The organism is Haloarcula limicola, assembly GCF_010119205.1.
Lineage (GTDB): Archaea > Halobacteriota > Halobacteria > Halobacteriales > Haloarculaceae > Haloarcula > Haloarcula limicola.
In genome coordinates this window covers 971,768-993,709 of the sequence record NZ_WRXM01000001.1, presented here as the reverse complement: position 1 = coordinate 993,709, position 21,942 = coordinate 971,768, and the positions used below count along the sequence as shown (strand labels likewise).

Genomic DNA, 21,942 nt, shown 5'->3' with positions numbered 1-21,942 from the left:
CGTCGGGACCGATCGGCCGCCCCGCCGCCGCGGTCGGCAGCGCGGCGTCGCTAGTGGTCGCGGTCGGCCGGGACGTACGAGCGGCCGGACTCGGAGAAGCGACCGAGCACCCACTCTCGGATAGTCAGCTGTCGCTTCTTGCCGCTCTCGCGCGCCGTCTCCAACCGACGCTCCGTCGTCTGGAAGTAGTTGACGACGGTGACGAGGACGACGCCGCCGATGGAGTTCCCGAGCAGCACCGGGAGGACGAACTGCGTCGTCCCCACCATCAGGCTGAGTTCGCCGCCGTAGACCAGAAACAGCATCTCGGTCGCCGAGACGACGACGTGGTAGAGGTTCGCGAACGGGATGGCGAGGAACGAGAGGTAGACCAGCAGCAGCCGGGAGACGCTGTCCCGCAGCGAGAAGTCGACCCAGACGACGCCGGCGACGATGAGGCCGGCGAACACCGCCTTGGCGAACAGCGTCCACCACGGCGTCTCGATGGCCTTCTCGGCGAAGCCCGCGGCCGCCGCCGCGGCGTCGGGCGAGAGCACGCCGGTCGAGGCGAGCGCGAGCGCGCCGAGCGCGCCGCCGACGAGGTTCCCGAGGAGGACGAGCCCCCAGATGCGAAACAGCACGGGGAGCGAGGAGATCCGTTCGAGCGTGAGCGCGACGGGCGGGAGCGTGTTCTCGGTGTAGAGCTGGTAGTCCCCGAGGATGATGAAGACGAACCCCAGCGGGTACAACAGCGCGCTCAGCACCGGGTCGCCGCCGGTCGAGGCGTACAGCGAGGCGTACACGAGGAAGGTGATCGTGATTGCGAACCCGGCCGCGAGCGCGCTCGCGAGCAGTTCGCGCTTGCTCGACGTTATCTCGTGGTCCGCGGCGACGATGATTCGCTGGAAGATCTCGTCGGCGGAGAACCGGTCGCGGATGGTTCGGCCCCCCGCCGGTGCCCCGCTCTGCGCGCGGTCGACCGCGTCGCGGACGGCGCGCTCTCGGTCGGTGTCCTGAGACATGCCCGCCGGTTCGACAGCCCGTCTGAAGCGTTTTTCGAGACGGGAACCGGACGCCGTGAAGCGATACCGCGCGTGTCGTTTCAGACGCTCAGTCGTGTCTGAAAGACCGCTGGCCGGTCATGACCATCGCCATGTCGTGTTCGTTCGCGGCCTCGACGACGCTCTCGTCGTTCTTCGACCCGCCGGGCTGGATGACTGCCTCGATGCCGGCCTCGGCGGCGCGTTCGATGCCGTCGGGGAACGGGAAGAAGGCGTCGGAGGCCATCACCGCGCCGTCGGCGTCCTTGCCCTCGGCGTGCTCCTCGGACTTCATCGCGGCGAGTCGGACGGCGTCGACGCGGGAGACCTGCCCCATGCCGATGCCGACCGTCTCGGTTCCCTTCGCGAAGAGGATGCCGTTCGATTTGACGTGCTTGAGCGTGTGCCACGCGAACAGCATCGACTCGATCTGCTCGTCGGTCGGTTCGCGCTCCGTGACGACCTCCAAGTCCTCTGCGGTGAGGTGCTGCGTGTCTCGCTCCTGAACGAGCCGGCCGCCGACGAGGGGCTTCTCGGTCAGCGGGTCCGTCACTTCGAGGTCCCCGTCGACGTCGAGGACGCGGAGGTTCTCCTTCTCGAAGAGGACGTCGAGCGCGGCGTCGGTGTAGCCCGGCGCGACGACGACCTCCTTGAACGAGTCGATGATCTGTTCCGCGGTGGCGGCGTCGCACTCGCGGTTCAGCGCGACGATGCCGCCGAAGGCGCTCATCGGGTCCGTCGAGAGCGCGTCGGCGTAGGCGTCCGCGAGCGAGTCGGCGGTCGCACAGCCGGCGGGGTTGGTGTGCTTGATGACGGCGGCGGCGGGCTCCTCGAACTCCTTGATGAGGTTCAGCGCGCCGTCGGCGTCGTTGTAGTTGTTGTAGCTGAGCGCCTTCGCGCCCTCGTTCAGCTGGTCGGCGTGGACGACGCTGGCCTCGGAAACCGTCGTATCGGCGTACAGCGCGGCGTCCTGATGCGGGTTCTCTCCATAGCGCAGGTCGGCTGCGCGGTCGTCGGAGACGACGCGTCGGGCGGGGAAGTCGCCGCCTTCGTCCCCCTCGATGTCGACGGTCCCGTCGTCGGCGACGGTGACGCGGTCCTCGGCGAACCACTTCACGACGCGGGGGTACGCCGTGAACTCGCCCTCGTAGAGGACCCGCTCTTTCAGGTCGTCCTCGCCGTCGCCCTCGAAGACGGGGATGGGTTCCTGCGTAACGATGGGGCCGCCGTCGACCGTCTCGTCGACGACGTGGACCGTACAGCCCGTGACCCTCACGCCCGCGTCGAGCACCTGCTCGTGGGCGTCCATTCCGGCGAAGTTCGGCAGCAGCGACGGGTGGACGTTCAGCGTCGTCGGCGTCCTCTCGATGAAGGTCTCGCTCAGGATGCGCATGTAGCCATCGAGGGTCACGAGGTCGAAGTCGTACTCCGAGAGCGCCTCTAGCACTCGCTCCTCGTGGGCTTCCCGGGCCTCGTCCTCGTCGCGTTCGACGACCTCCGTCGGGATGCCGCGCTCGGCCGCCGCCTCCAGCACGGGCGCGTCGGCGTCGTTGGTCAGCACGACGGCGAACTCCGCCCCGCCCGGAGCGCGGTCGGCGATGTTCATCAGGTTTCGGCCGCGGTTACTGGCCATGCCGGCGAGTTTCATATCCGAGAGGGGGCGCGGGGCGCGCAAAGTAGTTGCGAAACGAGCGCCGGGAGTTCCGACGGGAACGACGCGACTGCGGCGCTCGACGGGCGTCGCGGGCGTTCGCGTGTCGGTGTCCCTTTGTAGTCTCCCCGTCCAGTCCTCACCATGTCGAAGCTACGGTGTCAGCGCGCCGGGGCCGTCGCCGCCGTCGGGGGAGCCGTCTGGGTCGGCTGGGCCGTGGCGCTCGGACTCACGGGCAGCGAGAGCGACCCGATACTGCTCGCGGTCGTCTGCTCGACGCTGGGCGTCGTCGCCGGCCACTACGCCGTCGAGAGCTTCTACGGCCAGCGGATGAAGCGGCCGGGGACCGGCGGCGCGTGGCTCGGCGTCCTCGGCGGGGCCGTCTTCGCCGTCGGCCAGTCGCTGCGGGTTCTCACCGACGCCGACCCGCAGTGGGTCGTCGGTCTCGGCGTCCTCGCGCTGGTCAGCGGCTCGATACTCGTCAGCGTCGGCCTCGTCCGGACCCGCATGCAGCCGCCGTGGCTCGGCGTCCTTCTGGCCGCTGGAACGGTCGCCTTCCTCGGGTTGGACCTCTCGCCGTGGGCCGCGCTGCCGTACGGGCTGGCGTGGGTCGCGCTGGGACAGGACCTCTATCGCTACGACCCGCCGGACGGCCGATTCGGGGACTTAGAGAAGGATTACGGGTGGGTCCAGCGAGGGCCCGAGTAGCGAGGGGCTGCCGGAGCGAAGCGACGACAGCCCCTCGACGACGCGAACGAGAAGCGAAGCGACTCGTGAGCAGCGTGGTTCGGAGCGAGCGGCATATCGAAAACCCGAGGTTCGGGTGTCTACTGGACGCGTAGAGTGGGAAATTCCGGCGAAACTATGAGGTGGCTGCCGTGAGATAACTCTGGCGTGTCAGACGACGAGTCCGATCCAGTCGCCGCAGCACTGTCCGGTTCGACAGATCTCTACGACATCGCCGACTGGGAGCCGCGGTCGGCGCTCGACGGGATATCGGTCAGCCTCTACGGGCTGTTACACGCCTCCCGACGGTGGCTCCTCATCGTGCTCGCCCTGTTGCTGTTCGTCGCGCAACTGGCGGCGACGATCCTGCTGGCGATTCGCCAGCCGGAACTGGGGGTTCTGGCGGCGCTGTCGGCGGTGCCCGCGCTGGCCATCGTCGGCTATCTCTGGTACGGCGACCCGACGAACAGGGAGCCGCTCGAACCGCTCGCCATCACGTTCGTCCTCTCGATTCTCTTCGCCAGCATCGCCGCGCTCGTGAACACGCTGCTCAACCCGCTGTTTCAGTTCGTCCCCGTCGTCGGGATGGTGCTGTACTTCTTCCTCGTCGTCGGTCCCATCGAGGAGACGGTGAAGTGGCTCGCGGTGCGGGTCGGCGCGTTCGGCTCCATCAACGCCGTCGTCGACGGCGTCGTCTACGGGGCCGTCGCCGGACTCGGGTTCGCCAGCATCGAGAACGCGCTGTACATCTCACAGGGATACACCCAGGCGCTGTCGGCTCAAGACGCCGGGGAGCCCATCGTCGCGGCGCTACAGACGGCGACGAGCCGGGCGTTCGTCGGTCCCGGCCACGTCCTCTACTCCTCCTTCGCGGGCTACTACCTCGGGCTGGCGAAGTTCAACAGCGATAACGCCGGCCCCATCGTGGTGAAGGGGATCCTCATCGCGGCGGTCATCCACGCGATCTACAACACGTCGGTGACGTACTTGCCGCAGCTGATTCCGGGGTGGAACCTCCTGCTGTTCGTCGGGTTCGTCATCAGTTTCGACCTCGTCGTCGGGTATCTGCTGTATCGGAAGCTCAAGCGCTATCAGTCGCACTACCACCGGGCGACGAGCGGCTGACTCAGTTTACGCCGGTGAACTCGAAGCGCGCGCCGCCGCGCTCGCTCTCGGTCACCGTACACTCCCAGCCGTACACCCGGGCGAGTTCCCGCACGAACGCCAGCCCGAGACCGGTACCGCCCCGTCCCGCGGCCGTCGTGTACCCGGGCTCGAAGACGCTGTCGACCTCGTCGGCGGGGATGCCGGTGCCGTCGTCTTCGACGTAGAACCCGGTTGGGAGGTCGCCGACGGTCACCGCGACGGCGTCGCCGCCGTGTTCGACCGCGTTCTCGAAGAGGTTCCGGAACAGGTGCTGGAGATAGCGGGGGTCGGCCTGCAGTCGTCTGTCCGTCGAGAGCCGCAACTCGGCGGCCGCGGCGTCGACTTGCTCCCACGCCGCTTCGACGGCGTCGGCTACGGCGACCGGCGTGGGCTTTCCGACCGCGGCGTTGCCCCTCGCGAGGACGAGCATGACGTCGATCATGTCCTCGATGCGGTCGAACGCCTCCGCGACGTAGGACGCCGCTTCCGAGTCGGCGTCTGCGAGTTGCCGGCTGTATATCTGGCCGATGGTGACCGGATTGCGGATCTCGTGGGCGAGCATGCTGGCGAAGCTCTCCAGGCGCTCGTTGGACGCCTCGAGTTTCTCGACGGTCTCCTCTAAGCGCGACTCGCGCTCGACCTGTTCGGTGATGTCCTGCGCGAAGCTCAGGCCGGCGAAGATCTCGCCGCTCGCGTCGCGAAGCGGGGTCGCCCACACGCGCCACGTCCGGCCGCCGAACTCCGTCGCGGCGCTATCGGTCTCACCGTCTTCGACGGCCGCCTCGAACAGGGGTTCGAGGTTTGCGGCCACGTCCGGTGGGAAGACGTCCGGCATCCGTCTCCCCTCGAGTTCCGCTCGACCGGGCAGTCGCTCCCCCAGTTCGCTCCCCTGTGCCACCGTGTACCGGAGGTCGGGGTCGAAGACGCCGACGGCGCCGTTCGGGAAGTGCTCGGCGAGCGTGCGGTAGCGGCGCTCGCTCTCCTCGAGTTGGCGCTGGTAGGTCCGACGCGCGGTGATGTCCGTGAGCGTGACGACGCCGTGCGTCACGTTCCCGTTCGCGTCGCGGATCGGCATCCCGTGGACCATCACGATCTTCCGTTCACCGTCGGCGGTCTCGATCTCGTAGACGTCCGGCCGAGTCACTTTCTCGCCGCGGAGGATGCGGTTCAGCGCCCACTCCTGTGGCGCGACCGGCTCGCCGGTGTCGGCCCAGCGGCCGCGGTACTGACCGTAATCCGAAATCGCCGCGACGTCCTGCGGGCCGATATCGAGCAGTTCCTTCGCCGCGTCGTTGACCTCGTCGAACCGGCCGTCGCCGTCGGTGACGACGACGCCGACCGGGAGCACGTCGAAGAGCGTCTGGAGTTTCTTCCGGTGTTCGTCCCGCTCCCGTTCGGCGTGTTTGCGCTCGGTGATGTCGGTGAGCGCGCCGGGGAACCGCACGGCGTCGCCGTCGGCGTCGCGCTCGACGTGCCCGCGAGCCACGACCCAGCGGAGGTCGCCGTCGGCGTCCCGGACGCGGTACTCCGCCTCGTACTCGCCGCCCGACTCGACGGCGGCTTCGATCTCCGCCTCGACCCGTTCGCGGTCGGCCTCGTATATCGCGTCGACGAACTGACCCAGCGGCACGCCTTCGCGGGCAGCGTCCGGGTCGAGTCCGAACTTCTCGGCGGACGCGGCGTCCGTGACCACGCGGTCCGCCCGGACGTCCCACTCCCAGGTTCCGACCGCTCCCGCCGCGGTCGCGGCCTCGAACTGGGACTTCGCGTCGCGCAAGCGGCGCTCTCGCTCTTTCTGCTCGGTGATGTCTTGCGACATTCCCAGCGCCGCGAAGACGTCGCCGTCGTCGTCTCTGATCGGGACCGTCCGAATACGGAAGACGCTCTCGTCGAACTCGAACTCGAACGTGCTCGCGTCGCCGCCGAGCGCCGCCTCGTACCGGGGGGCGAGTTCGTCGGCGAGCGGCGCGGGGAGCGCGTCCCTGACGCGCCGGCTCTCCAGTTCCGTCGCCGTCGCGTCGACGATCTCGGGCGGTCTCCCGCCGACGGTCTGGTAGCGTAGGGAGTCGTCGACGAGCGCGACGGCGCCGTTCGGGAAGTGCTCGACGAGCGTCCGATAGCGGCGCTCGCTCCGTTCGAGTCGCCGCTGGCGCTCCTTGCGCTCGGTGACGTCCCGGAAATACACCGAGAGGCCGCTCTCGGACGGATACGCGTTGATCTCGTACCACGCCGAGAGCGGCTCCGGGGAGTAGAACTCGAAGGCGGTCGGTTCCTGTGTCGCCATCGCGGCCCGGTATTCCTCGCCGAGCTTCGAGTCGGCCGCCCACTCGAAGACCTCCCAGATGTCGCGGCCGACCAACCCCTCGTCCCGATAGTCGATCAGCTCGACGGCTCGCTCGTTGACGTGCGTGAACCGCCACTCGTCGTCGAGCGCGTAGAACCCGTCGGAGATGCGACGGAGGATATCTCCCGCCTCCGGTGGTCCTCTCCCACCGCTTTCCGGGCCCGTCGGCTCGTCCGCGGTCGCGCTCCGCGGCGATGCGTCGTCGGCGCTCGCGTCGTCGGGCCCACCGGGCAGCCACCAGACTCGCTGCTCGCCGATCACCTTACTCGCCATCCGCCCCTGATCGACTAAGTCGGCGAGCCTGTCGGCGACTGCTCGACTCTCGCATCCGAGCTCGTCGGCGACCTCGGTCGCCGTGACCGGCTCGTGGGCGCGCCCCAGCCGATCACAGGCGGCGAGTACGGCCTCGGATGCGACGCGGCCGGAACTCATTGGCACGTAGTTCCGGCAGGGAGGGTCAAAAGCATTTATACGCCGACCCACCGGCCGGAAAATCGCCCGTCTCGGCCCGGCGGCGGTACTCGGGCGGCCGAGTCGTCACGCTTTTTCCGGCCTCCCGCGGAGAGTCCCACATGACCGAAAGAGGGCCGCTCGCCGCCGTCTCGCCGCTGGACGGCCGGTACGCCCGCTACACCGAACCGCTCGTCCCGTACGCAAGCGAGCGGGCGCTCATGCGCGCCCGCGTCGAAGTCGAAGTCGAGTACCTGCTCGCGCTCGCCGACCTGGAGGCGACGCCGCTCTCGATCGACGGCGACCAGCGAGCCACGCTGCGCTCGCTCTACGAGGAGTTCGACGACGAGGACGCGAGCGTCGTCAAGCAGCTGGAGACGGAGGGGTACGGCGAGTACGCGGCCACCAACCACGACGTGAAGGCCATCGAGTACTTCGTCCGGCTGGGGATGCCCGACGGACTGGACGCCGACCACTGGATCCACTTCGGGCTGACCAGCGAGGACGTGAACAACCTCGCCCATCGCCTGCTGGTGAAACCCGCCGCCGAGGACGTGCTCGTCCCGGAACTGCGCGATATTCGGGACACGCTCGTCGAGATGGCCCACGAGTACGGCGACGTGCCGATGCTGGCCCGCACCCACGGCCAGCCGGCGACGCCGACGACCTTCGGCAAGGAGATGGCCGTCTACGCCTCCCGGCTCGGCCGAGCTATCGGACGGATCGAACGCGCCGCCGAGGGCCTCTCGGGGAAACTCGCGGGGGCCTCGGGCACCTACGCAGCCCACCACGCCGCCTATCCCGACGTGGACTGGCCCGCCTTCGCCCGCGAGTTCGTCGGCGAGTTGGGGATCGACCACGAACCGCTGACGACGCAGGTCAACCCCTGCGACGACCTCGAAGCGCTCTTCGACGCCCTGCGCGGGGCGAACAACGTCCTGTTGGACATGGACCTCGACATGTGGCTGTACGTCTCGGACCGCTACCTCGGGCAGGAGACCGTCGAGGGCGAGACCGGCTCCTCGACGATGCCGCACAAGGTCAACCCGATCGACTTCGAGAACAGCGAGGGGAACCTCTCGAAGGCCAACTCGGACCTGGTCTTCCTCGGGGACTACGTCACCACCTCCCGCCTCCAGCGCGACCTCTCCGATTCGACGGTCAAGCGGAACGTCGGCGCGGCCTTCGCCCACTGTCTGATCGGCTACGAGAAGTGTCAGAACGGGCTGGCGAAGGTCGTCCCGAACGAGCAGGCGATGCGGGAGGAACTGGATTCGACGCCCGAGATCATCGGCGAGGCGGTCCAGACCATCCTCCGCCGGGAGGGGTACGAGGACGCTTACGAACAGGTCAAGAAGGCCACGCGCGGCCGCGAGGTGACCATCGAGGACTTCCGCGAGCTGTTCGCGGACCTCGACGTGAGCGATGACGTGCGGGCCGAACTCGACGCGCTCACGCCGGCGGGGTACACGGGAATCGCCGCCGAACTGGCCGACAGCGTCGACGGCGAGAACGACTAGATCGTCAGCGGTCGCCGAGCGTTTCGACCGAGACGTCGCCGCTGCTACGGACTGTCACCTCGTAGTCGAGATACCTGAACGCGACTCGTCCTGTTCCGCCTCTGAACAGGTCGTCGAGGGCGTCGGGGTCTATCTGCGGGAACACCGGCTCCGGCAGCTCCGTCGGGTCGACGCCCTCCCGAGCGGCGACGGCTTCGAAGACGGCGTCGCTCAATCGTTCGCGTGCGGACACGTTTCTACGGGGCGACTACCGGTATGAATCTCTTGTGGCTCCGTCCGCGAACGGAACTCTCAGGTGGCAAGCGGCCAACTGTCCCGTAGATGGTCCTCGGAACCGACAACCGCGTCTTGACCCTGGCGTTCGCTCGGTTGGCGGACGCGCTGGGCAACTCCTTCCTCATCATCGTCCTCCCGCTGTACATCGCCAGCGGGCAGGTGACGCTCACCGGCATCGCCGGGGCCGAACTGCTGGGGTTCGTCCTCCGCGAGGAGACGCTCATCGGTCTCGTCCTCTCGCTGTTCGGGCTGCTCAACTCCTTCGGTCAGCCGGTCACGGGCCGGATATCCGACCGAACCGGTCGCCGTCGGTCGTTCGTCCTCGTTGGACTCCTGATCTTCGCCGTCGGGAGCGCCTCGTATCCGTTCCTCTCCTCGTACTGGGCGGTGCTCGTGGCGCGGGCGCTCCAGGGCGTCGGCGCGGCGTTCACCATCCCCGCGACCATCGCGCTGGTCAACGACTACGCCGAGAGCGACAGCGAGCGGGGCGGGAACTTCGGCGTGTTCAACACCTTCAGACTCATCGGATTCGGGTTCGGCCCCATTATCGCAGGCGTCGTCGTCACCGGCGGGTTCGGTGCCGAGGGGGTCGTCTCATACGCGCTCGGCGGTCTCTCCTTCTCGGGGTTCACCGCCGCCTTCGCCGTCGCCGTCGCCGGGGCGCTCGTCAGTTTCGCGCTGGTCGCCGTCCTCATCGAGGACCCGCCCGTCGCCGCCGACGCCGCGAGCAAGAACCTCTCGGTCGCCGTCTTCGACCCCGACGGGAACGGGCTGGACTCGGTGTTCGTCCTCGGCGTCGGGACGTTCATGATGGCGACGACCATCGCGCTGTTCGCCACGCTCGAAGGCCCGATCCGGGCGCGCTTAGACGAGTCGACGTTCATGTTCAGCGTCCAGTTCGCGGCCGTCGTCATCGCCAACGTCCTCCTGCAGGTGCCGGTCGGCCGGGCGAGCGACCGAATCGGGCGGCGGCCGTTCGTCGTCGCCGGGTTCGTCGTCCTCGTCCCGGCGGTGTACGCACAGGGCCTCGTCACCGACCCGTGGCTGATGCTCGCCGCGCGGTTCGTCCAGGGCGTCGCCGTCGCCCTCGTGTTCGCGCCGTCGCTGGCGCTGGCCGGCGACCTCGCGGGACAGCGCGGCTCCGGGACGACGCTGTCGGTGCTGACGATGGCGTTCGGCCTCGGCGTCGCCGCCGGCCCGCTCGCGTCGGGCCTGCTCTACAACCTCGGAGGGTTCAGCACGCCGTTCACCGTCGGCGCGGCGCTGGCGCTGATCGCGCTCGTCCTCACGTACTGGCAGGTCGAGGAGACGCTCTCGGTGGGCGACGACCCGACCGCGGCCGCCCCGCAGGACTGACCGCGAGCGTTATCACGGCATCGTTCGTAGTCAGTTACATGTTCGCAAACCGCACGGAGGCCGGGGAGCGACTCGCCGCGGCGATAGCGCGGGCGAACGTCGACGCGGACATCGTGCTGGCGATTCCTCGGGGCGGGCTTCCGGTCGGGCGAGCGGTCGCGGACGCGCTCGACACGCCGCTCGACGTCGTCGTCGCCCGGAAGGTCGGCGCGCCGGGCAACCCCGAACTCGCCGTCGCCGCCGTCGCGGACGACGGGACGACGTGGCGCAACGAGTCCCTCATCGGCTCGTTCGACCTCTCGCCGGAGTACATGGACGAGGAGACCGAACACGAACAGCGGGCGGCCAAGGAGAAGTTCGATCGCTACCGCGGCGACCGGCCGCCGCTGGAACTCGCAGGCAAGCGCGTTCTCGTCGTCGACGACGGGCTGGCGACGGGCGCGACGATGCGGGCCTGCGTCCAGCGCGTCCGAGACGCGGGCGCGGCGAGCGTCGTCGTCGCCGTCCCCGTCGCCTCGCCCGAGACCGCGAACGAATTCGAACGCGTCGCCGACGGCGTCGTCGCCGTCGAGACGCCCCCGAACTTCGCCGCCGTCGGGCAGTTCTATCGGGACTTCTCGCAGGTCAGCGACGACGAGGCGATGGCGCTGCTGGACTGAGGGACCGTCCGAACCGGCCGAGACGCTCGGACTAGACGAGCCGTTCGAGCGTCTCGCGCAGCGCGCGCGCGGCCGTCCGCACGTCCGAGAGCCGGACGTACTCGCGTTTGGAGTGGGCGATCGCGCCCACGTCGTCGGCCAGTTCGCCCGGTCCGAACACGACCGTCGGGCCGCGCTCGGCGAAGTACGACGCCTCCGTCGCCGCGCCGAACGGTCGGACCGCGCCGCCGCTCGCGTCCTGTAGCGTCCGGACGAGTTCCGCGTCGGCGTCGGTGGCGAACGCCTCGGGAAACGGCGTGTCGGGGCGGATGAGCGCCACGTCGAGGTCCATTCCGCTCGGGAGCCACTGGGCGAGGTGCGCTTCCAGTTCGGTACAGAAGGTCGCGCTGGTCTCCGGCGGGACGCTCCGTCGGTCGAAGGTGATGGCGCACTCCGCGGGGACCTGATTGGTCGCCTCGCCGCCCGAAATCATCGACGCCGTCAGCAGGGCCTGCCCGAGCGACTCGTGGTCGTCGGGCCCCCGTTCTTGGTCGTAGCTCTCCATCGCTTGCAGAATGGGCGCGGCCGCCCGAATCGCGTTCATGCCGCTCCCCGGGTCGGCGGCGTGGGCGCTCTCGCCGCGGATGGTCACCGTCCCCTCGAACTGCCCCTTCGCGGCGGTACAGACGTCCAGTCCGGTCGGTTCCCCCACGATGTAGCCGTCGGCGTCGACGGTCTCCGCGAGGTGCGCCCCGCCGGTCTGGGTCGTCTCCTCGTCGACGGAGACCGCCAGCGTCACCGCGCCCTCGTCGGGTTCGACGGTGAGAAAGGCGTCCAGCAGCGCGGCAAGCGGTCCCTTCGCATCGCAGGCACCGCGACCGCAGACGATATCGCCCGCTCCCTCGTCTCCGCTCCCGTCGACTCGCTCGTCACCCGGCGGATCGGCTCGGCGTTCGTAGGGGAGATGCGGCGGGACGGTGTCGATGTGGGTGTTGAGGACGAGGTGAGCGTCCGCGTCGGCCGCCGCGTCCGGGTCGGCCGCGCCGACCGTGGCGAGGACGTTCCCCAACTCGTCTACCGTCGGGTCGCATCCGGCGGCGTCGAGCGTCTCGACGAGCGACTCGCGCATCGCCTCGACGGAGTCGGTCGAGTCGATTTCGACGGCCCGTCGGTGGAACGCCGCGAGGTCGAACCCGCTCATCGTTCGAGGCGGGTGACGTCTTCGAGCGTCTCGCGCTCGCGGACGACGCGCGTCTCGCCGCCCTCGATAGCCACCTCGGCGGGCCGGGGCTGGGAGTGGAACTGATTGGCGAGCTCGTAGCCGTACGCGCCGGCGTTGCCGATGGCCAGCAGGTCCTCCCGCTCCGGACGTGCGATGGGGCGGTCCGTACAGAACACGTCGGCGCTCGTACAGCAGGGACCGCCGACGGAGACCGGCTCGGCCGCACGCTCAGGTGCGGTGAGGTTACGGATAGGGTGGTAGGAGTCGAACATCGCCGGGCGGATGAGCGTCGCCAGCGAGGCGTCCACGCCGACGACGGTGGCCGCCGGCGTCTCCTTTATGGTGTTGACCTCGGTGAGGATCAACTCGGCGTCGGCGACGACGTAACGGCCGGGCTCCAGCTTGATCTGCGCTTCTAGCTCCCCGACGGCGTCGCGGACCTTCTCCCCCACGACCCGCATGTCGAGCGGCTCCTCGTCCTCGCGGTACGGGACGCCGAAGCCGCCGCCGAAGTCGACGAACTCCAGTCCGCCGACGCGGTCCTCGACGGTGCGGCCCATGTCCGCCACCTTGCTGATAGCGCGGCAGTGGTCGTCCAAGTCGTCGTGGAGGACGCCGCTGCCGGCGTGGGCGTGGATGCCGACGAGGTCGAACCGTTCGTTCAACTCCTCGGCGAGTTCGGGGACCTCGTCGTAGGGGACGCCGAACTTCGCGTCCTTGCCCGTCGCCACCTTCTCGTGGTGGCCGGTGCCGATACCGGGATTGATGCGGATGGCGACGCGGCCGTCGTAGCCGCGCGCTTCGAGGCGGTCGAAGGTGTCCCGCGCCCCGCCGGTGACGGTCAGGCCGGGGTGCTCTTCGGCGAGGTCCGTGGCGTAGTCGAGGTCCCTATCGGGCGGGTTGACGGCGGTGTACTGGAGCGTGTCCGGGTCCGCGCCCGCGTCGATGGCCCGCTGGAGCTCTCCCCACGCGGCGCACTCGATATCCGCGCCCGTTTCGAGTAGCTTCGAGAGCACCGCGCGGCCGGTGTGGGCCTTCGCGGCGTACATGACGTGGGCGTCGGGAAAGGCCGACGCGAACCGCTCGTAGTTCGCGGCGACGCGGTCGAGGTCGACGACGTACAGCGGCGTGGCGTGTTCGGCCGCCAGCCGACCGAGTCGGTCGTGGTCCCAGTCCGCGAGGCGGCGGACCGGCGGCGAATCGTGGCTCATTGCCACAAGAAGAGCGACGGCGGCTAACAAGGGTTCCGTTTCGGCGAACCGGGACCGTCGAACGAGATGTTATCGACGGCCCCGCGATCTCGGGCGAGCCGGACTTCGCTCGCCTTACCGAGCCGCGTGCCGGCTCGTGTCAGCCTATACTTATTGCATTTCCAAGGGTAGTCCCCGCTATGGCATTCGTTTCATCCGCGGTCGGCCGACGAGTCGTCGCACTCGGGCTCGCGGCGATGCTGTTCCTGTCGGTCGGAACCGGCGTCGCCGCCGCGCAGTCGTTCGAAGGCGGTGCCGGGTCCGTCGTCGTCGGCCCCGACGAGACGTACGACAGTATTCAGGGATTCGCTGGGTCGGTCATCGTTCGGGGCACCGTTATCGGGGACGTCTCGACCGTCTCCGGAAGCGTCCACGTCACCGAGTCCGGCGAAGTCGGCGGCGACGTCTCCGCCGCCGCCGGGACCGTCCGGATCGACGGCGTCGTCGGCGGCGACGTCAGCGCCGCCGCGGGCACCGTCGAGATCAGCGAGACGGCTCGAATCGGCGGAAATCTCGAATCCGGAGCCAGTTACGTCTCGGTCGATGGCGCCGTCGAGGGCGACGTGACCGCCGGGGCCGAGACCGTCGTCCTCGGGCCGAACGCCGTCGTCGGCGGCGAGTTCCGCTACGACGCCGAGACGTTCAGGCAGGACCCCGCCGCCAGCGTGGCCGGCGGCGTCGTCCGCGACGACGGCATCGGGAGCGACGCCGGCCCGGACTTCGCCGAGTTTGCCGTCCCCGCGTGGCTCGGGGCTCTCTACGGTCTGTTCGTCAACCTCCTTCTCGGCGCCGTCCTGCTGGCCGTGTTCCCGGCGTTCTCGACCCGCGTCGCCGACCGCGTCGCGGGGAGTCCGGTCAAATCCGGCGGTATCGGCCTACTGACGCTGATCGTCGTCCCGCTGGTGCTCGCCGTCCTCGTCGTGACTATCGTCGGCATCCCGCTCTCGCTCGTGGGCGCGTTCGTCTTCGGCGTCACGGCGTGGATCGCGCTGGTCTACGGACAGTACGCCGTCGGCGCGTGGGCGCTCTCGCTGGCCGGCGAGGACAACCGTTGGCTCGCGCTCGTCGTCGGCCTCGTCGGGTTCGCCGTTCTCGGCGCGATTCCGATCTTCGGCGGCCTGTTCCAGTTCGTCGCGTTCCTGCTGGGCCTCGGTGCGCTCGCGCTCGCCCTGCGTGAGACCTACCGCGGTCGCGAGGAAGGGGCCGCCGGCGGCCGGCAAACCACGCTCGACGAGTCCTCGGGCGACGCTCGCGCGGCGTGACTCTCCGTTCGCTTATACCGTCTCTCCCGATTCGACGCTCGTCCACGGGTGCTCGTGTATCACCGCGTAGGTCGCACCGAGCAGGACGCCGTAGACGACGTGGGCGACGCCGACCGAGAGAATCACGAGGAAACTGCCGAGAAAGCCCGGCAGCGGCACCAGCGGTTCCGGGAACGACTCGACGCCGAGCGCGGTCATCGAGACGGGCAGGAGGAGACCGGTCGAGACGAGTCCGATGGCCGCCGCGTAGACGACGCCCGCCGAGACGCTCTCGGCCACCGTCGTCGCCTGTTGGCGGAAGATCGGCCGCGAGAGAACGAGCGTGAACAGTATCCCAGCGAGCACGCTGTTGAACAGGTGGACCGCCCACCCGCCGAGCACCGTCGGCCATCCGTAGAGCGCCCCGACGAACGGCATGAGGTTCGCCCCGAGGTGGAAGACGACGCCCATCCCGACGCCGCCGACGAGTCCGCCGGCGGCTCCCGCTCCCCACGTGTACTTGAGCGAGTTCGCGAACCGTCGCGTGGCGAGTCGCTGGCTCATACCTCGACTATGTGCATTGGTGACAAATATACAACCGATCGTCTCGCGCCAGCGCTCGACGTAACGCGTGCTTACGCCGGAACGAAGACGCGAGCCGGTCCAGATTACGAACCGCGGACGGAGTAAGGCGTCGTTGTCCGCGTCTTCGCTAATCTCTCAGCGCGTCTTCCCGCTCCGTCGCTTCCAGCGTCTCCTCCTCGACATCCGTCGCGACGACGGCGGGCTTGTACGCGCCCCCGGGGATGAGGTCGTGTTCGCCGACCGACGAGTCGACGAACCGCTGGAAGGCGCGGCGCTCGGGCGGGAGTTCGCCGTAGAGGACTTCCTCTTCGACGAGGTCGTAGACCGGGATACGCGGCGTCAGCAGCGTGTTCTCGCCGACGACGCTGCCCTCGCCGACGATAAATCCGCTGGTGACCCGACAGCCGGCACCCAGCGACACGTCGTCCTCGACGATGACGGGGTTGCTCTCGACCGGTTCGAGGACGCCGCCGACGAGCGTGTTCGCGCCGAGTTTCACGTTCTCGCCGATCTGGGCGCAGGAGCCGACGGTGTCACAGGAGTCGATGAGCGTCCCGTCGCCGACGTGCGCCCCGATGTTGACGAAGGAGGGCGACATCATGATGCAGTCCGACCCGAGGTACGCTCCGCGGCGGATGGTCGTGCCGTCGGGCGTGTTCCGGGTGCCGCGCTCGCCGAGGTCTTCGGTGTCGCGCAGGGCCAGTACGTCGTGGTACGGAACGCTTCCGTAGTCCCGGCTGTGGGTCTCCCGGAACGCGAAATTGAGGAGGATGCCGCGCTTGACCCACTCGTTGACCTGCCACTCGCCGTCGACCTTCTCGGCGGCGCGGATCTCGCCGTTCTCGAGGGCCGTGAGGAAGCTATCGAGCGTGTCCAGTTGCGGCGGTTCGACGTCCTCGACTGTCGCGCCCTGTTCGTACGCCGTCCAGAGGTCCCCGACGTTCCGTTCGAGGTCTTGTCCGAGCATGCTCAGGCGTCGATAACTTCCCCGAACGTATAGCGACCGGGGGTTCGGTCCGAGAGCCACACCGCCGCGTCGAGCGCTCCTGCGGCGAAGACCGCGCGGTCCTCCGCGCGGTGAGAGAGCGACAGCACCTCGTCGTTGCCCGCGAGGATCAGTTCGTGCTCGCCGCGGATGTCGCCCGCTCGCCGGGCGAACACGCCGATCTCGTTCTCGCCACGGGGCGCGTGCCCCTCACGGCCGTAGATGGGTTCGACCTCGCGCTCCTCCTGAATCGTCTCTAAGATGCTGTTGGCGGTCCCCGACGGCGCGTCGACCTTGCCGTTGTGGTGACTCTCCAGCAGTTCGAGGTCGTAGTCGTCGAGCGCGCGGACGGCCTCCCGGACCGTGCGCTGGAGGACCTGGATGCCCCGCGAGAAGTTCGTCGCCTTCAGCAGGGCCACGTCCTCGCTGACGGCGTCGAGCCTGGCTATCCCGTCTTCGTCGTAGCCCGTGCTGCCGACGACGATCGGGACCCCGACCTCGGCGCAGGCCTCGGCGACGGCGAGCGCACCCTCGGGGACGGCGAAGTCGACGACGACGTCGACGTCGCGTTCGGCGAGCGCCTCGGCCGCGTCCTCGGGATGGACGACCGGGACGCCCTCGACGGATTCCACGTCGCTCGTGGCGAAGCCGACGACGATCTCGAGGTCCCGGTCGGCCGCCGTTTCGAGGACCGTCTCGCCCATCCGTCCGGTGATCCCGAGGAGGGCGACCCGCGTCATCGCTCGATCTCCGCGTACTCGTCCTCTAAGTCCTCGTTTTCGAGCACGTCGAGGACGTTCCGGAGGTGTTCGGTGTGTTCCTCCGAGAGGCGCGTCAGCGGCGAGCGGACGTAGCCGGGACCGTAGCCGCGGATGCGCATGGCCTCCTTCACCGGGATGGGGTTCGTCTCGACGAACAGCGCGCGGAACAGCGGCCCGAGTTCGTGGTGCAGGGCGCGAGCGCGCTCGAAGTCGTCCGCGAGGGCCGCGCCGACCATCGCGCAGGTCCGCTCGGGCTCGACGTTCGCGGCCACGGAGATACAGCCGGTCGCCCCCACCGAGAGCATCGGCAGGGTCATGCCGTCGTCGCCGGAGAGCACCGCGAACTCCTCGTCGCGCGTGCGCTCGATGATCTCGGAGATCTGACCCATGTCGCCGCTCGCGGCCTTGTACGCCGCGATGTTCTCGTGTCCCGCCAGTTCGACGGCGGTGTCCGGTTCGATGTTTCGCCCGGTCCGCGAGGGGACGTTGTAGACGATCTGCGGCAGGTCCACCTCGTCGGCGATGGCCGTGAAGTGGTCCACGAGGCCCTGCTGTTCGGGCTTGTTGTAGTACGGCGAGATGAGAAGCAGCGCGTCCGCGCCGGCGTCCGCGGCCCGCTGCGAGAGCGAGAGCGCCTCGCGGGTGTTATTCGACCCGGTACCGGCGACGACTGGCACGTCGTCGACGGCGTCGATAACCGCTTCGACGACCTCGACGTGTTCGTCGTGGGTGAGCGTCGCTGACTCGCCGGTCGAGCCGACGGGCACGAGGCCGTCGACGCCGGCCTCTTCCAGCCGCCGGGCGTCGCGTCGGAGCGTTTCGAAGTCGATGCTGCGTTCGTCGTCGTCCTCGAACGGCGTGCACATCGCGGGGTAGACGCCGTGGAAATCGATCGCTGTCATTGCTGTGGTGTGTGGTATCGCTGTGGGATAGGTGGTGCGGTTGAAGACGATACGAGAGAAAGCGACCCGGGACGGGTGTGCCACGCCCGCCGCGAGCCATCGCTACCGCTTGCGTTTGCGTTTCGGGACGACGCAGACGCCGCTGACCATTTGGCGGGCCGCCGGGTCGTGGCGTCGTCGCATATCCGTGTGAAAATCCGTGAGGGACTTAGCTGTTGTGTTCCCTCGGCGTTTCTCACCGCGTCGCTTCGAGGACCGCGCTCCTTTCAGTCGCACGCCCCTCGCTACTCCACGGTTCACTCCGTTCGCCGTCGTCGTGCGGCGGCACCGCCGCACGACTGCTTGAGGGACCTTTGGTCCCTCTCCGTTCCGACGAGAGCCGCGCTCCCTTCAGTCGCGCGCCTCTCGCCAACCCCGAAAGCCTATCGGGGAGGCCTCCGGAACCCCTCGTATGACCGTTTCACATCCGGGTCAGCGCGTGGCCGTACTGGCCGACGCGCAGAACCTCTATCACACCGCCCGGAGTCTCTACTCGCGCAACATCGATTACTCCGCGCTGCTCGAAGACGCCGTCGACGGCCGCGAACTCTCCCGCGCCATCGCCTACGTCATCCGCGCGGACTCGCCCGAGGAAGAGACGTTCTTCGAGGCGCTCGTGGACATCGGTTTCGAGACGCGGATCAAGGACATCAAGACGTTCCAGGACGGGTCGAAGAAGGCCGACTGGGACGTCGGCATGAGCCTGGACGCCGTCACGCTGGCGAAGCACAACGACGCCGTCGTCCTCTGTACGGGCGACGGAGACTTCGCTCGGCTCTGTCACTACCTCCGCCACGAGGGCTGTCGCGTCGAGGCGATGGGCTTCGAGGAGTCCTCCTCCGAGGATCTGAAGGAAGCCGTCGACGGCTTCGTCGACATGAGCGCGGACCCCGACCGATTCCTGCTGTAGCCGCCGCTACTCGCTCGATTCCCGCGAAAACGGAGCGACGTTCAGACCGGGCGACCGTCTTCGGAGGTGCCGACCAGTAGCGACCCGGCGGCCATTCCGAGCGCCGCGAGACCGCCGGCGATCGACGGGATTCCGAGGTTGACCGGTCCCGCGGTGAGGATGAGCACCGTACTGACGAACAGGAGGACGCCGCCCAGCAGCATCTTTCGCTTGTCTGTAGCCATGGTACCTGTCGGTAGTCGCTCATCCGGTATAAATTTCCCCAAAATCGCCCGCCGGAAGTACGTTAGATGGTCACAAACAACACTATATCTCCACCGATCTATAATTCAGTTATCACGACGCATACGGCCCAACCGGGAAATGAACGGTCGTCGAACGAGCGGCGACCGAAAGCGGGTTGCCGACCGAGAGGCGAATACCGACAATGACCGACAGCGATCTCCGCGACCTCCGCCGGGCCGCCGACTACCAGTTCGGCGACGGCGCGGGCGCGACACTCTTCCCCGCCCTCGACGGCATCGAGATAACGCACACCAGCTCCGGCCGACCCCGACAGGCCCACGCCGAGGACGGCCGCCTCGTCACCTACGGCACCGACGGCCGCTACCGCCTCGGACTCGCGGGCGGCCGACGCCTGCAGGAGTCCTTCGACGCGCCGCGGCACCGCGTCGTCGTCGGCGACGAGAGCGAACCGTTCGTCCGCGAGGGCCGCAACGCCTTCGCCAAGTTCGTAAAGCGAGCGGACCCCGGCCTCCGCCCCGGCGACGAGGCCCTCGTCGTCCACGCGGACGGCGATTTACTCGCCGTCGGTCGGGCCGAGCTCCCCGGCGAGGGGATGGTCGACTTCGAGACGGGGATGGCCGTGAAGGTCCGCGACGGTGCCGATAATTGACAGAAAGCATTTACTGCGCACTTCTGAACGGTCGGTATGCGCCGCCGACAGGTCCTCTCGTCACTCGCGCTCTCCACCGCGTCGCTCGCCGGCTGCAACAGTCTCGGCACGCCCAAACGGACGCCGGCTGACGTGACGCCCGCAAATGTGCCAACTGCTACGGACTCTCCCACGGAGACGGCGACGCCGCCGGTGACGCCCGATCCCGACGACCCGATTCTGGTCGTCGTCCGCAACCGAAGTGACGGGTCAAGACGCGTCTCGCTCACGCTTTCTCGTAGCGACGGGTCAACCCTACTGAACGAATCCGTCCAACTCAACGCGGGTGCGAGGACGGAGTTCGAGACGGGTATCGAGACGCGGGGACAGTACGACCTCGCCGTCAGTATCGACGGGACAGAGCGGCAGTTCGACGTCCTTATCGAGACGTACGATATCCGGATGGGGTCGAATCAGGAGATCGAGATAACGGCTGACGAGATCCGTTTCTTCGCCGAAGAGTGATACCGGTAGGCGTCCGCGAACACCTGCTCGCGGCGCATCAGTTTCTCGACGCCGTGGTCGGGGATGCCTTTGCCGAGGAGCTGGCTGTGCTGCTGGAAGCCGTCGTGGGTGACGATGCGTTCGTTGCGGTGCGGTAGTTCGTATCGTACCGAACTCGCGGCGACGCCGCGAGTTCGGCCTTTTTCGCCCACGTTTTTCGAGGAGCCTTCCCACAGCGCGCTCTGCGAGCGCGCGAGGAAAGGCGACGAAGAAAAAGGTGGGTCGCTAAATATTTCCGGCCGGAACGCAGACTCACGGGTATGTTCGGCGGAGGCGGCGGGGGCATGAACCCTCGCAAGATGCAGCAGATGATGGAACAGATGGGCATCAACATGGACGACATCGATGCCGAGGAGGTAATCATCCGGACGGCCGACGAGGAACTCGTCTTCAGCGACGCCGAGGTCCAACTCATGGAGGCCCAAGGTCAGAAGACCTACCAGGTCGTCGGCGACCCGGAATCGCGCGAACTCGGTTCGGGCGAGAGCGCGGAGAGCGCCGCGATCGAGAGCGGTGAGAGCGGGAGCGACGCGAGCGAGACCGACGATAGTGACGACGGGAACGTCGTCGACGCGGACGACGTCGAACTCGTCGCGATGCGGACCGGCGTCGACGAGGAGACGGCGCGAGAGGCGCTCGAAGAGAACGACGGCGACCTCGCGGACGCCGTCGACCAGCTCGAGTAGCGTGTCCTATCTCTTCGTCCACGAGGACCGCGAGTACCTGCTGGACCCCGGTGAGCGGTTCGAGTCCGACCTCGGCATTCTGGAGGTGCCAGAAGACGTCGAACCGGGCGACGTCGTCGAGACGCACCTCGGAACGGCGTTCACGACGCGGCGGCTCCGCGGGCCGGATCTGTTCAACCACCTCGAACGCACCGGCGCGCCGATGATGCCCCGGGACGTGGGGCTGGTCGTCGGCAAGACCGGCGTCGCCGCGGGCGACCGCGTCCTCGACGCCGGAACGGGGACCGGCATCCTCAGCGCCTATATGGGCCGATTGGGGGCCGACGTGGTGACCTACGAGGTCGACCCGGAGTTCGCCGACGTGGCCCGCGAGAACATGGCGCTGGCCGGCGTCGAGGACCGCGTCGAGGTCCGGACCGGCGACGTGACCGACGACCTCGACACGCTCTCCGGGTTCGACGTGGTCACGCTCGACACCGAAGACGCGCCGACCGTCGTCGAACGGGCACCGACGCTGCTCCGCCGCGGCGGGTCGCTGGCCGTCTACTCGCCGTTCGTCGAGAACACGCGCGAGGCCGTCGCGGCGGCCGAGGAAGTCGGGTTGGCGGCCGTCGAGACGCTCGACACCATCCAGCGCGAGATGGACTTCGACGACCGGGGCTCTCGGCCGTCGACGGGCGGCGTCGGTCACACCGGCTACCTCACGTTCGCGCGTCGTCCCTGACAATTCAAGCCGAAATGCGGCGCGTCCACGACTCGCCGGGCCGTGGATTCAAGGTCCGATGACACGTATCCGG

General features: G+C 68.4%; 23 protein-coding genes. 12 read left to right on the top strand and 11 right to left on the bottom strand.

The window, feature by feature from the left end:
* Positions 1-50 precede the first annotated feature (50 nt).
* Complete coding sequence (locus GO488_RS05190) at positions 51-1,001, bottom strand: formate/nitrite transporter family protein (protein ID WP_162316727.1); 951 nt, start codon at positions 999-1,001, stop codon at positions 51-53.
* An 88-nt stretch (positions 1,002-1,089) separates the two neighbouring features.
* Positions 1,090-2,667 carry a bifunctional phosphoribosylaminoimidazolecarboxamide formyltransferase/IMP cyclohydrolase gene (gene purH / locus GO488_RS05185; RefSeq protein ID WP_162316726.1) on the bottom strand — a complete coding sequence of 526 codons (1,578 nt, stop codon included), beginning with the start codon at positions 2,665-2,667 and terminating at the stop codon, positions 1,090-1,092.
* A 147-nt stretch (positions 2,668-2,814) separates the two neighbouring features.
* Here purH and GO488_RS05180 point away from each other — a divergent pair, with 147 nt between their 5' ends.
* Both GO488_RS05180 and GO488_RS05175 read left to right on the top strand, forming a co-directional pair.
* Positions 2,815-3,378, top strand: coding sequence for a hypothetical protein (locus GO488_RS05180; RefSeq protein ID WP_162316725.1), 564 nt, complete (start codon positions 2,815-2,817; stop codon positions 3,376-3,378).
* Positions 3,379-3,564: 186 nt separating this feature from the next.
* On the top strand, positions 3,565-4,521 hold the full coding sequence (locus tag GO488_RS05175; RefSeq protein WP_162316724.1) for a PrsW family intramembrane metalloprotease: 957 nt from the start codon (positions 3,565-3,567) through the stop codon (positions 4,519-4,521).
* 1 nt (position 4,522) lies between these two features.
* Here the strand turns inward: GO488_RS05175 and GO488_RS05170 are convergent, their stop codons facing one another.
* Complete coding sequence (locus GO488_RS05170) at positions 4,523-7,318, bottom strand: PAS domain-containing sensor histidine kinase (protein WP_162316723.1); 2,796 nt, start codon at positions 7,316-7,318, stop codon at positions 4,523-4,525.
* A gap of 140 nt (positions 7,319-7,458) precedes the next feature.
* Here GO488_RS05170 and purB point away from each other — a divergent pair, with 140 nt between their 5' ends.
* Positions 7,459-8,856 (top strand): adenylosuccinate lyase, encoded by a 1,398-nt coding sequence (gene purB, locus GO488_RS05165; RefSeq protein WP_162316722.1) that lies wholly within the window; start codon positions 7,459-7,461, stop codon positions 8,854-8,856.
* A gap of 4 nt (positions 8,857-8,860) precedes the next feature.
* Here the strand turns inward: purB and GO488_RS05160 are convergent, their stop codons facing one another.
* Complete coding sequence (locus GO488_RS05160) at positions 8,861-9,088, bottom strand: HalOD1 output domain-containing protein (RefSeq protein ID WP_162316721.1); 228 nt, start codon at positions 9,086-9,088, stop codon at positions 8,861-8,863.
* 89 nt (positions 9,089-9,177) lie between these two features.
* Here GO488_RS05160 and GO488_RS05155 point away from each other — a divergent pair, with 89 nt between their 5' ends.
* Together GO488_RS05155 and GO488_RS05150 are read left to right on the top strand one after the other, a co-directional pair.
* Positions 9,178-10,488, top strand: coding sequence for an MFS transporter (locus GO488_RS05155; RefSeq protein WP_162316720.1), 1,311 nt, complete (start codon positions 9,178-9,180; stop codon positions 10,486-10,488).
* Between the two features lie 38 nt (positions 10,489-10,526).
* Positions 10,527-11,147: a phosphoribosyltransferase gene (locus GO488_RS05150; protein WP_162316719.1), complete on the top strand. Its 621-nt coding sequence runs from the start codon at positions 10,527-10,529 to the stop codon at positions 11,145-11,147.
* Positions 11,148-11,178: 31 nt separating this feature from the next.
* Here the strand turns inward: GO488_RS05150 and GO488_RS05145 are convergent, their stop codons facing one another.
* Positions 11,179-12,327, bottom strand: coding sequence for a M20 family metallopeptidase (locus GO488_RS05145; protein WP_162316718.1), 1,149 nt, complete (start codon positions 12,325-12,327; stop codon positions 11,179-11,181).
* Positions 12,324-13,559: a diaminopimelate decarboxylase gene (gene lysA / locus GO488_RS05140; RefSeq protein ID WP_162316717.1), complete on the bottom strand. Its 1,236-nt coding sequence runs from the start codon at positions 13,557-13,559 to the stop codon at positions 12,324-12,326. Before lysA ends, GO488_RS05145 begins: the two co-directional genes overlap by 4 nt.
* A 179-nt stretch (positions 13,560-13,738) precedes the next feature.
* On the opposite strand from lysA, the gene GO488_RS05135 reads away from it, so the two are divergent.
* Complete coding sequence (locus tag GO488_RS05135) at positions 13,739-14,860, top strand: bactofilin family protein (protein WP_162316716.1); 1,122 nt, start codon at positions 13,739-13,741, stop codon at positions 14,858-14,860.
* Between the two features lie 12 nt (positions 14,861-14,872).
* Here the strand turns inward: GO488_RS05135 and GO488_RS05130 are convergent, their stop codons facing one another.
* The 4 genes from GO488_RS05130 to dapA all read right to left on the bottom strand — a co-directional run bounded on the left by GO488_RS05130 (position 14,873) and on the right by dapA (position 18,072).
* Complete coding sequence (locus tag GO488_RS05130; protein WP_241692894.1) at positions 14,873-15,403, bottom strand: hypothetical protein; 531 nt, start codon at positions 15,401-15,403, stop codon at positions 14,873-14,875.
* A gap of 148 nt (positions 15,404-15,551) precedes the next feature.
* Positions 15,552-16,391 carry a 2,3,4,5-tetrahydropyridine-2,6-dicarboxylate N-succinyltransferase gene (locus tag GO488_RS05125; RefSeq protein WP_162316715.1) on the bottom strand — a complete coding sequence of 280 codons (840 nt, stop codon included), beginning with the start codon at positions 16,389-16,391 and terminating at the stop codon, positions 15,552-15,554.
* 2 nt (positions 16,392-16,393) lie between these two features.
* Positions 16,394-17,149, bottom strand: coding sequence for a 4-hydroxy-tetrahydrodipicolinate reductase (gene dapB, locus GO488_RS05120; protein WP_162316714.1), 756 nt, complete (start codon positions 17,147-17,149; stop codon positions 16,394-16,396).
* Positions 17,146-18,072 (bottom strand): 4-hydroxy-tetrahydrodipicolinate synthase, encoded by a 927-nt coding sequence (gene dapA, locus GO488_RS05115; protein WP_162316713.1) that lies wholly within the window; start codon positions 18,070-18,072, stop codon positions 17,146-17,148. Before dapA ends, dapB begins: the two co-directional genes overlap by 4 nt.
* Positions 18,073-18,523: 451 nt before the next feature.
* Here dapA and GO488_RS05110 point away from each other — a divergent pair, with 451 nt between their 5' ends.
* The gene (locus GO488_RS05110) at positions 18,524-19,021 is read left to right on the top strand and encodes a LabA-like NYN domain-containing protein (RefSeq protein WP_135302238.1); all 498 of its coding nucleotides are present in this window, start codon (positions 18,524-18,526) and stop codon (positions 19,019-19,021) included.
* 41 nt (positions 19,022-19,062) lie between these two features.
* Here GO488_RS05110 and GO488_RS05105 read toward each other — a convergent pair whose 3' ends face one another.
* Positions 19,063-19,245 carry a hypothetical protein gene (locus tag GO488_RS05105; RefSeq protein ID WP_162316712.1) on the bottom strand — a complete coding sequence of 61 codons (183 nt, stop codon included), beginning with the start codon at positions 19,243-19,245 and terminating at the stop codon, positions 19,063-19,065.
* A gap of 203 nt (positions 19,246-19,448) precedes the next feature.
* Here GO488_RS05105 and GO488_RS05100 point away from each other — a divergent pair, with 203 nt between their 5' ends.
* The 5 genes from GO488_RS05100 (at position 19,449) to GO488_RS05080 (ending at position 21,869) form a co-directional block, all read left to right on the top strand.
* Positions 19,449-19,916 (top strand): PUA domain-containing protein, encoded by a 468-nt coding sequence (locus tag GO488_RS05100; RefSeq protein ID WP_162316711.1) that lies wholly within the window; start codon positions 19,449-19,451, stop codon positions 19,914-19,916.
* Positions 19,917-19,952: 36 nt separating this feature from the next.
* Positions 19,953-20,420 (top strand): Ig-like domain-containing protein, encoded by a 468-nt coding sequence (locus tag GO488_RS05095; protein ID WP_162316710.1) that lies wholly within the window; start codon positions 19,953-19,955, stop codon positions 20,418-20,420.
* A complete protein-coding gene (locus tag GO488_RS05090) occupies positions 20,417-20,557 on the top strand; it encodes a hypothetical protein (RefSeq protein ID WP_162316709.1) in 141 nt (46 codons plus the stop codon). Before GO488_RS05095 ends, GO488_RS05090 begins: the two co-directional genes overlap by 4 nt.
* A gap of 162 nt (positions 20,558-20,719) precedes the next feature.
* The gene (locus GO488_RS05085; protein WP_162316708.1) at positions 20,720-21,145 is read left to right on the top strand and encodes a nascent polypeptide-associated complex protein; all 426 of its coding nucleotides are present in this window, start codon (positions 20,720-20,722) and stop codon (positions 21,143-21,145) included.
* A gap of 1 nt (position 21,146) precedes the next feature.
* Positions 21,147-21,869 (top strand): methyltransferase domain-containing protein, encoded by a 723-nt coding sequence (locus tag GO488_RS05080; protein WP_162316707.1) that lies wholly within the window; start codon positions 21,147-21,149, stop codon positions 21,867-21,869.
* The last annotated feature ends 73 nt before the right edge of the window (positions 21,870-21,942 follow it).

Bases quoted from the DNA above. Each gene is read 5' to 3' on its own strand.
- purB (WP_162316722.1), top strand. From the start codon at position 7,459: ATGACCGAAAGAGGGCCGCTCGCCGCCGTCTCGCCGCTGGACGGCCGG.
- GO488_RS05170 (WP_162316723.1), bottom strand. From the start codon at position 7,318: ATGAGTTCCGGCCGCGTCGCATCCGAGGCCGTACTCGCCGCCTGTGAT.
- GO488_RS05180 (WP_162316725.1), top strand. From the start codon at position 2,815: ATGTCGAAGCTACGGTGTCAGCGCGCCGGGGCCGTCGCCGCCGTCGGG.
- GO488_RS05135 (WP_162316716.1), top strand. From the start codon at position 13,739: ATGGCATTCGTTTCATCCGCGGTCGGCCGACGAGTCGTCGCACTCGGG.
- GO488_RS05110 (WP_135302238.1), top strand. From the start codon at position 18,524: ATGACCGTTTCACATCCGGGTCAGCGCGTGGCCGTACTGGCCGACGCG.
- GO488_RS05145 (WP_162316718.1), bottom strand. From the start codon at position 12,327: ATGAGCGGGTTCGACCTCGCGGCGTTCCACCGACGGGCCGTCGAAATC.
- GO488_RS05105 (WP_162316712.1), bottom strand. From the start codon at position 19,245: ATGGCTACAGACAAGCGAAAGATGCTGCTGGGCGGCGTCCTCCTGTTC.
- GO488_RS05190 (WP_162316727.1), bottom strand. From the start codon at position 1,001: ATGTCTCAGGACACCGACCGAGAGCGCGCCGTCCGCGACGCGGTCGAC.
- GO488_RS05085 (WP_162316708.1), top strand. From the start codon at position 20,720: ATGTTCGGCGGAGGCGGCGGGGGCATGAACCCTCGCAAGATGCAGCAG.
- purH (WP_162316726.1), bottom strand. From the start codon at position 2,667: ATGAAACTCGCCGGCATGGCCAGTAACCGCGGCCGAAACCTGATGAAC.
- GO488_RS05095 (WP_162316710.1), top strand. From the start codon at position 19,953: ATGCGCCGCCGACAGGTCCTCTCGTCACTCGCGCTCTCCACCGCGTCG.
- GO488_RS05150 (WP_162316719.1), top strand. From the start codon at position 10,527: ATGTTCGCAAACCGCACGGAGGCCGGGGAGCGACTCGCCGCGGCGATA.
- GO488_RS05130 (WP_241692894.1), bottom strand. From the start codon at position 15,403: ATGAGCCAGCGACTCGCCACGCGACGGTTCGCGAACTCGCTCAAGTAC.
- dapA (WP_162316713.1), bottom strand. From the start codon at position 18,072: ATGACAGCGATCGATTTCCACGGCGTCTACCCCGCGATGTGCACGCCG.
- lysA (WP_162316717.1), bottom strand. From the start codon at position 13,559: ATGAGCCACGATTCGCCGCCGGTCCGCCGCCTCGCGGACTGGGACCAC.
- dapB (WP_162316714.1), bottom strand. From the start codon at position 17,149: ATGACGCGGGTCGCCCTCCTCGGGATCACCGGACGGATGGGCGAGACG.
- GO488_RS05125 (WP_162316715.1), bottom strand. From the start codon at position 16,391: ATGCTCGGACAAGACCTCGAACGGAACGTCGGGGACCTCTGGACGGCG.
- GO488_RS05100 (WP_162316711.1), top strand. From the start codon at position 19,449: ATGACCGACAGCGATCTCCGCGACCTCCGCCGGGCCGCCGACTACCAG.
- GO488_RS05155 (WP_162316720.1), top strand. From the start codon at position 9,178: ATGGTCCTCGGAACCGACAACCGCGTCTTGACCCTGGCGTTCGCTCGG.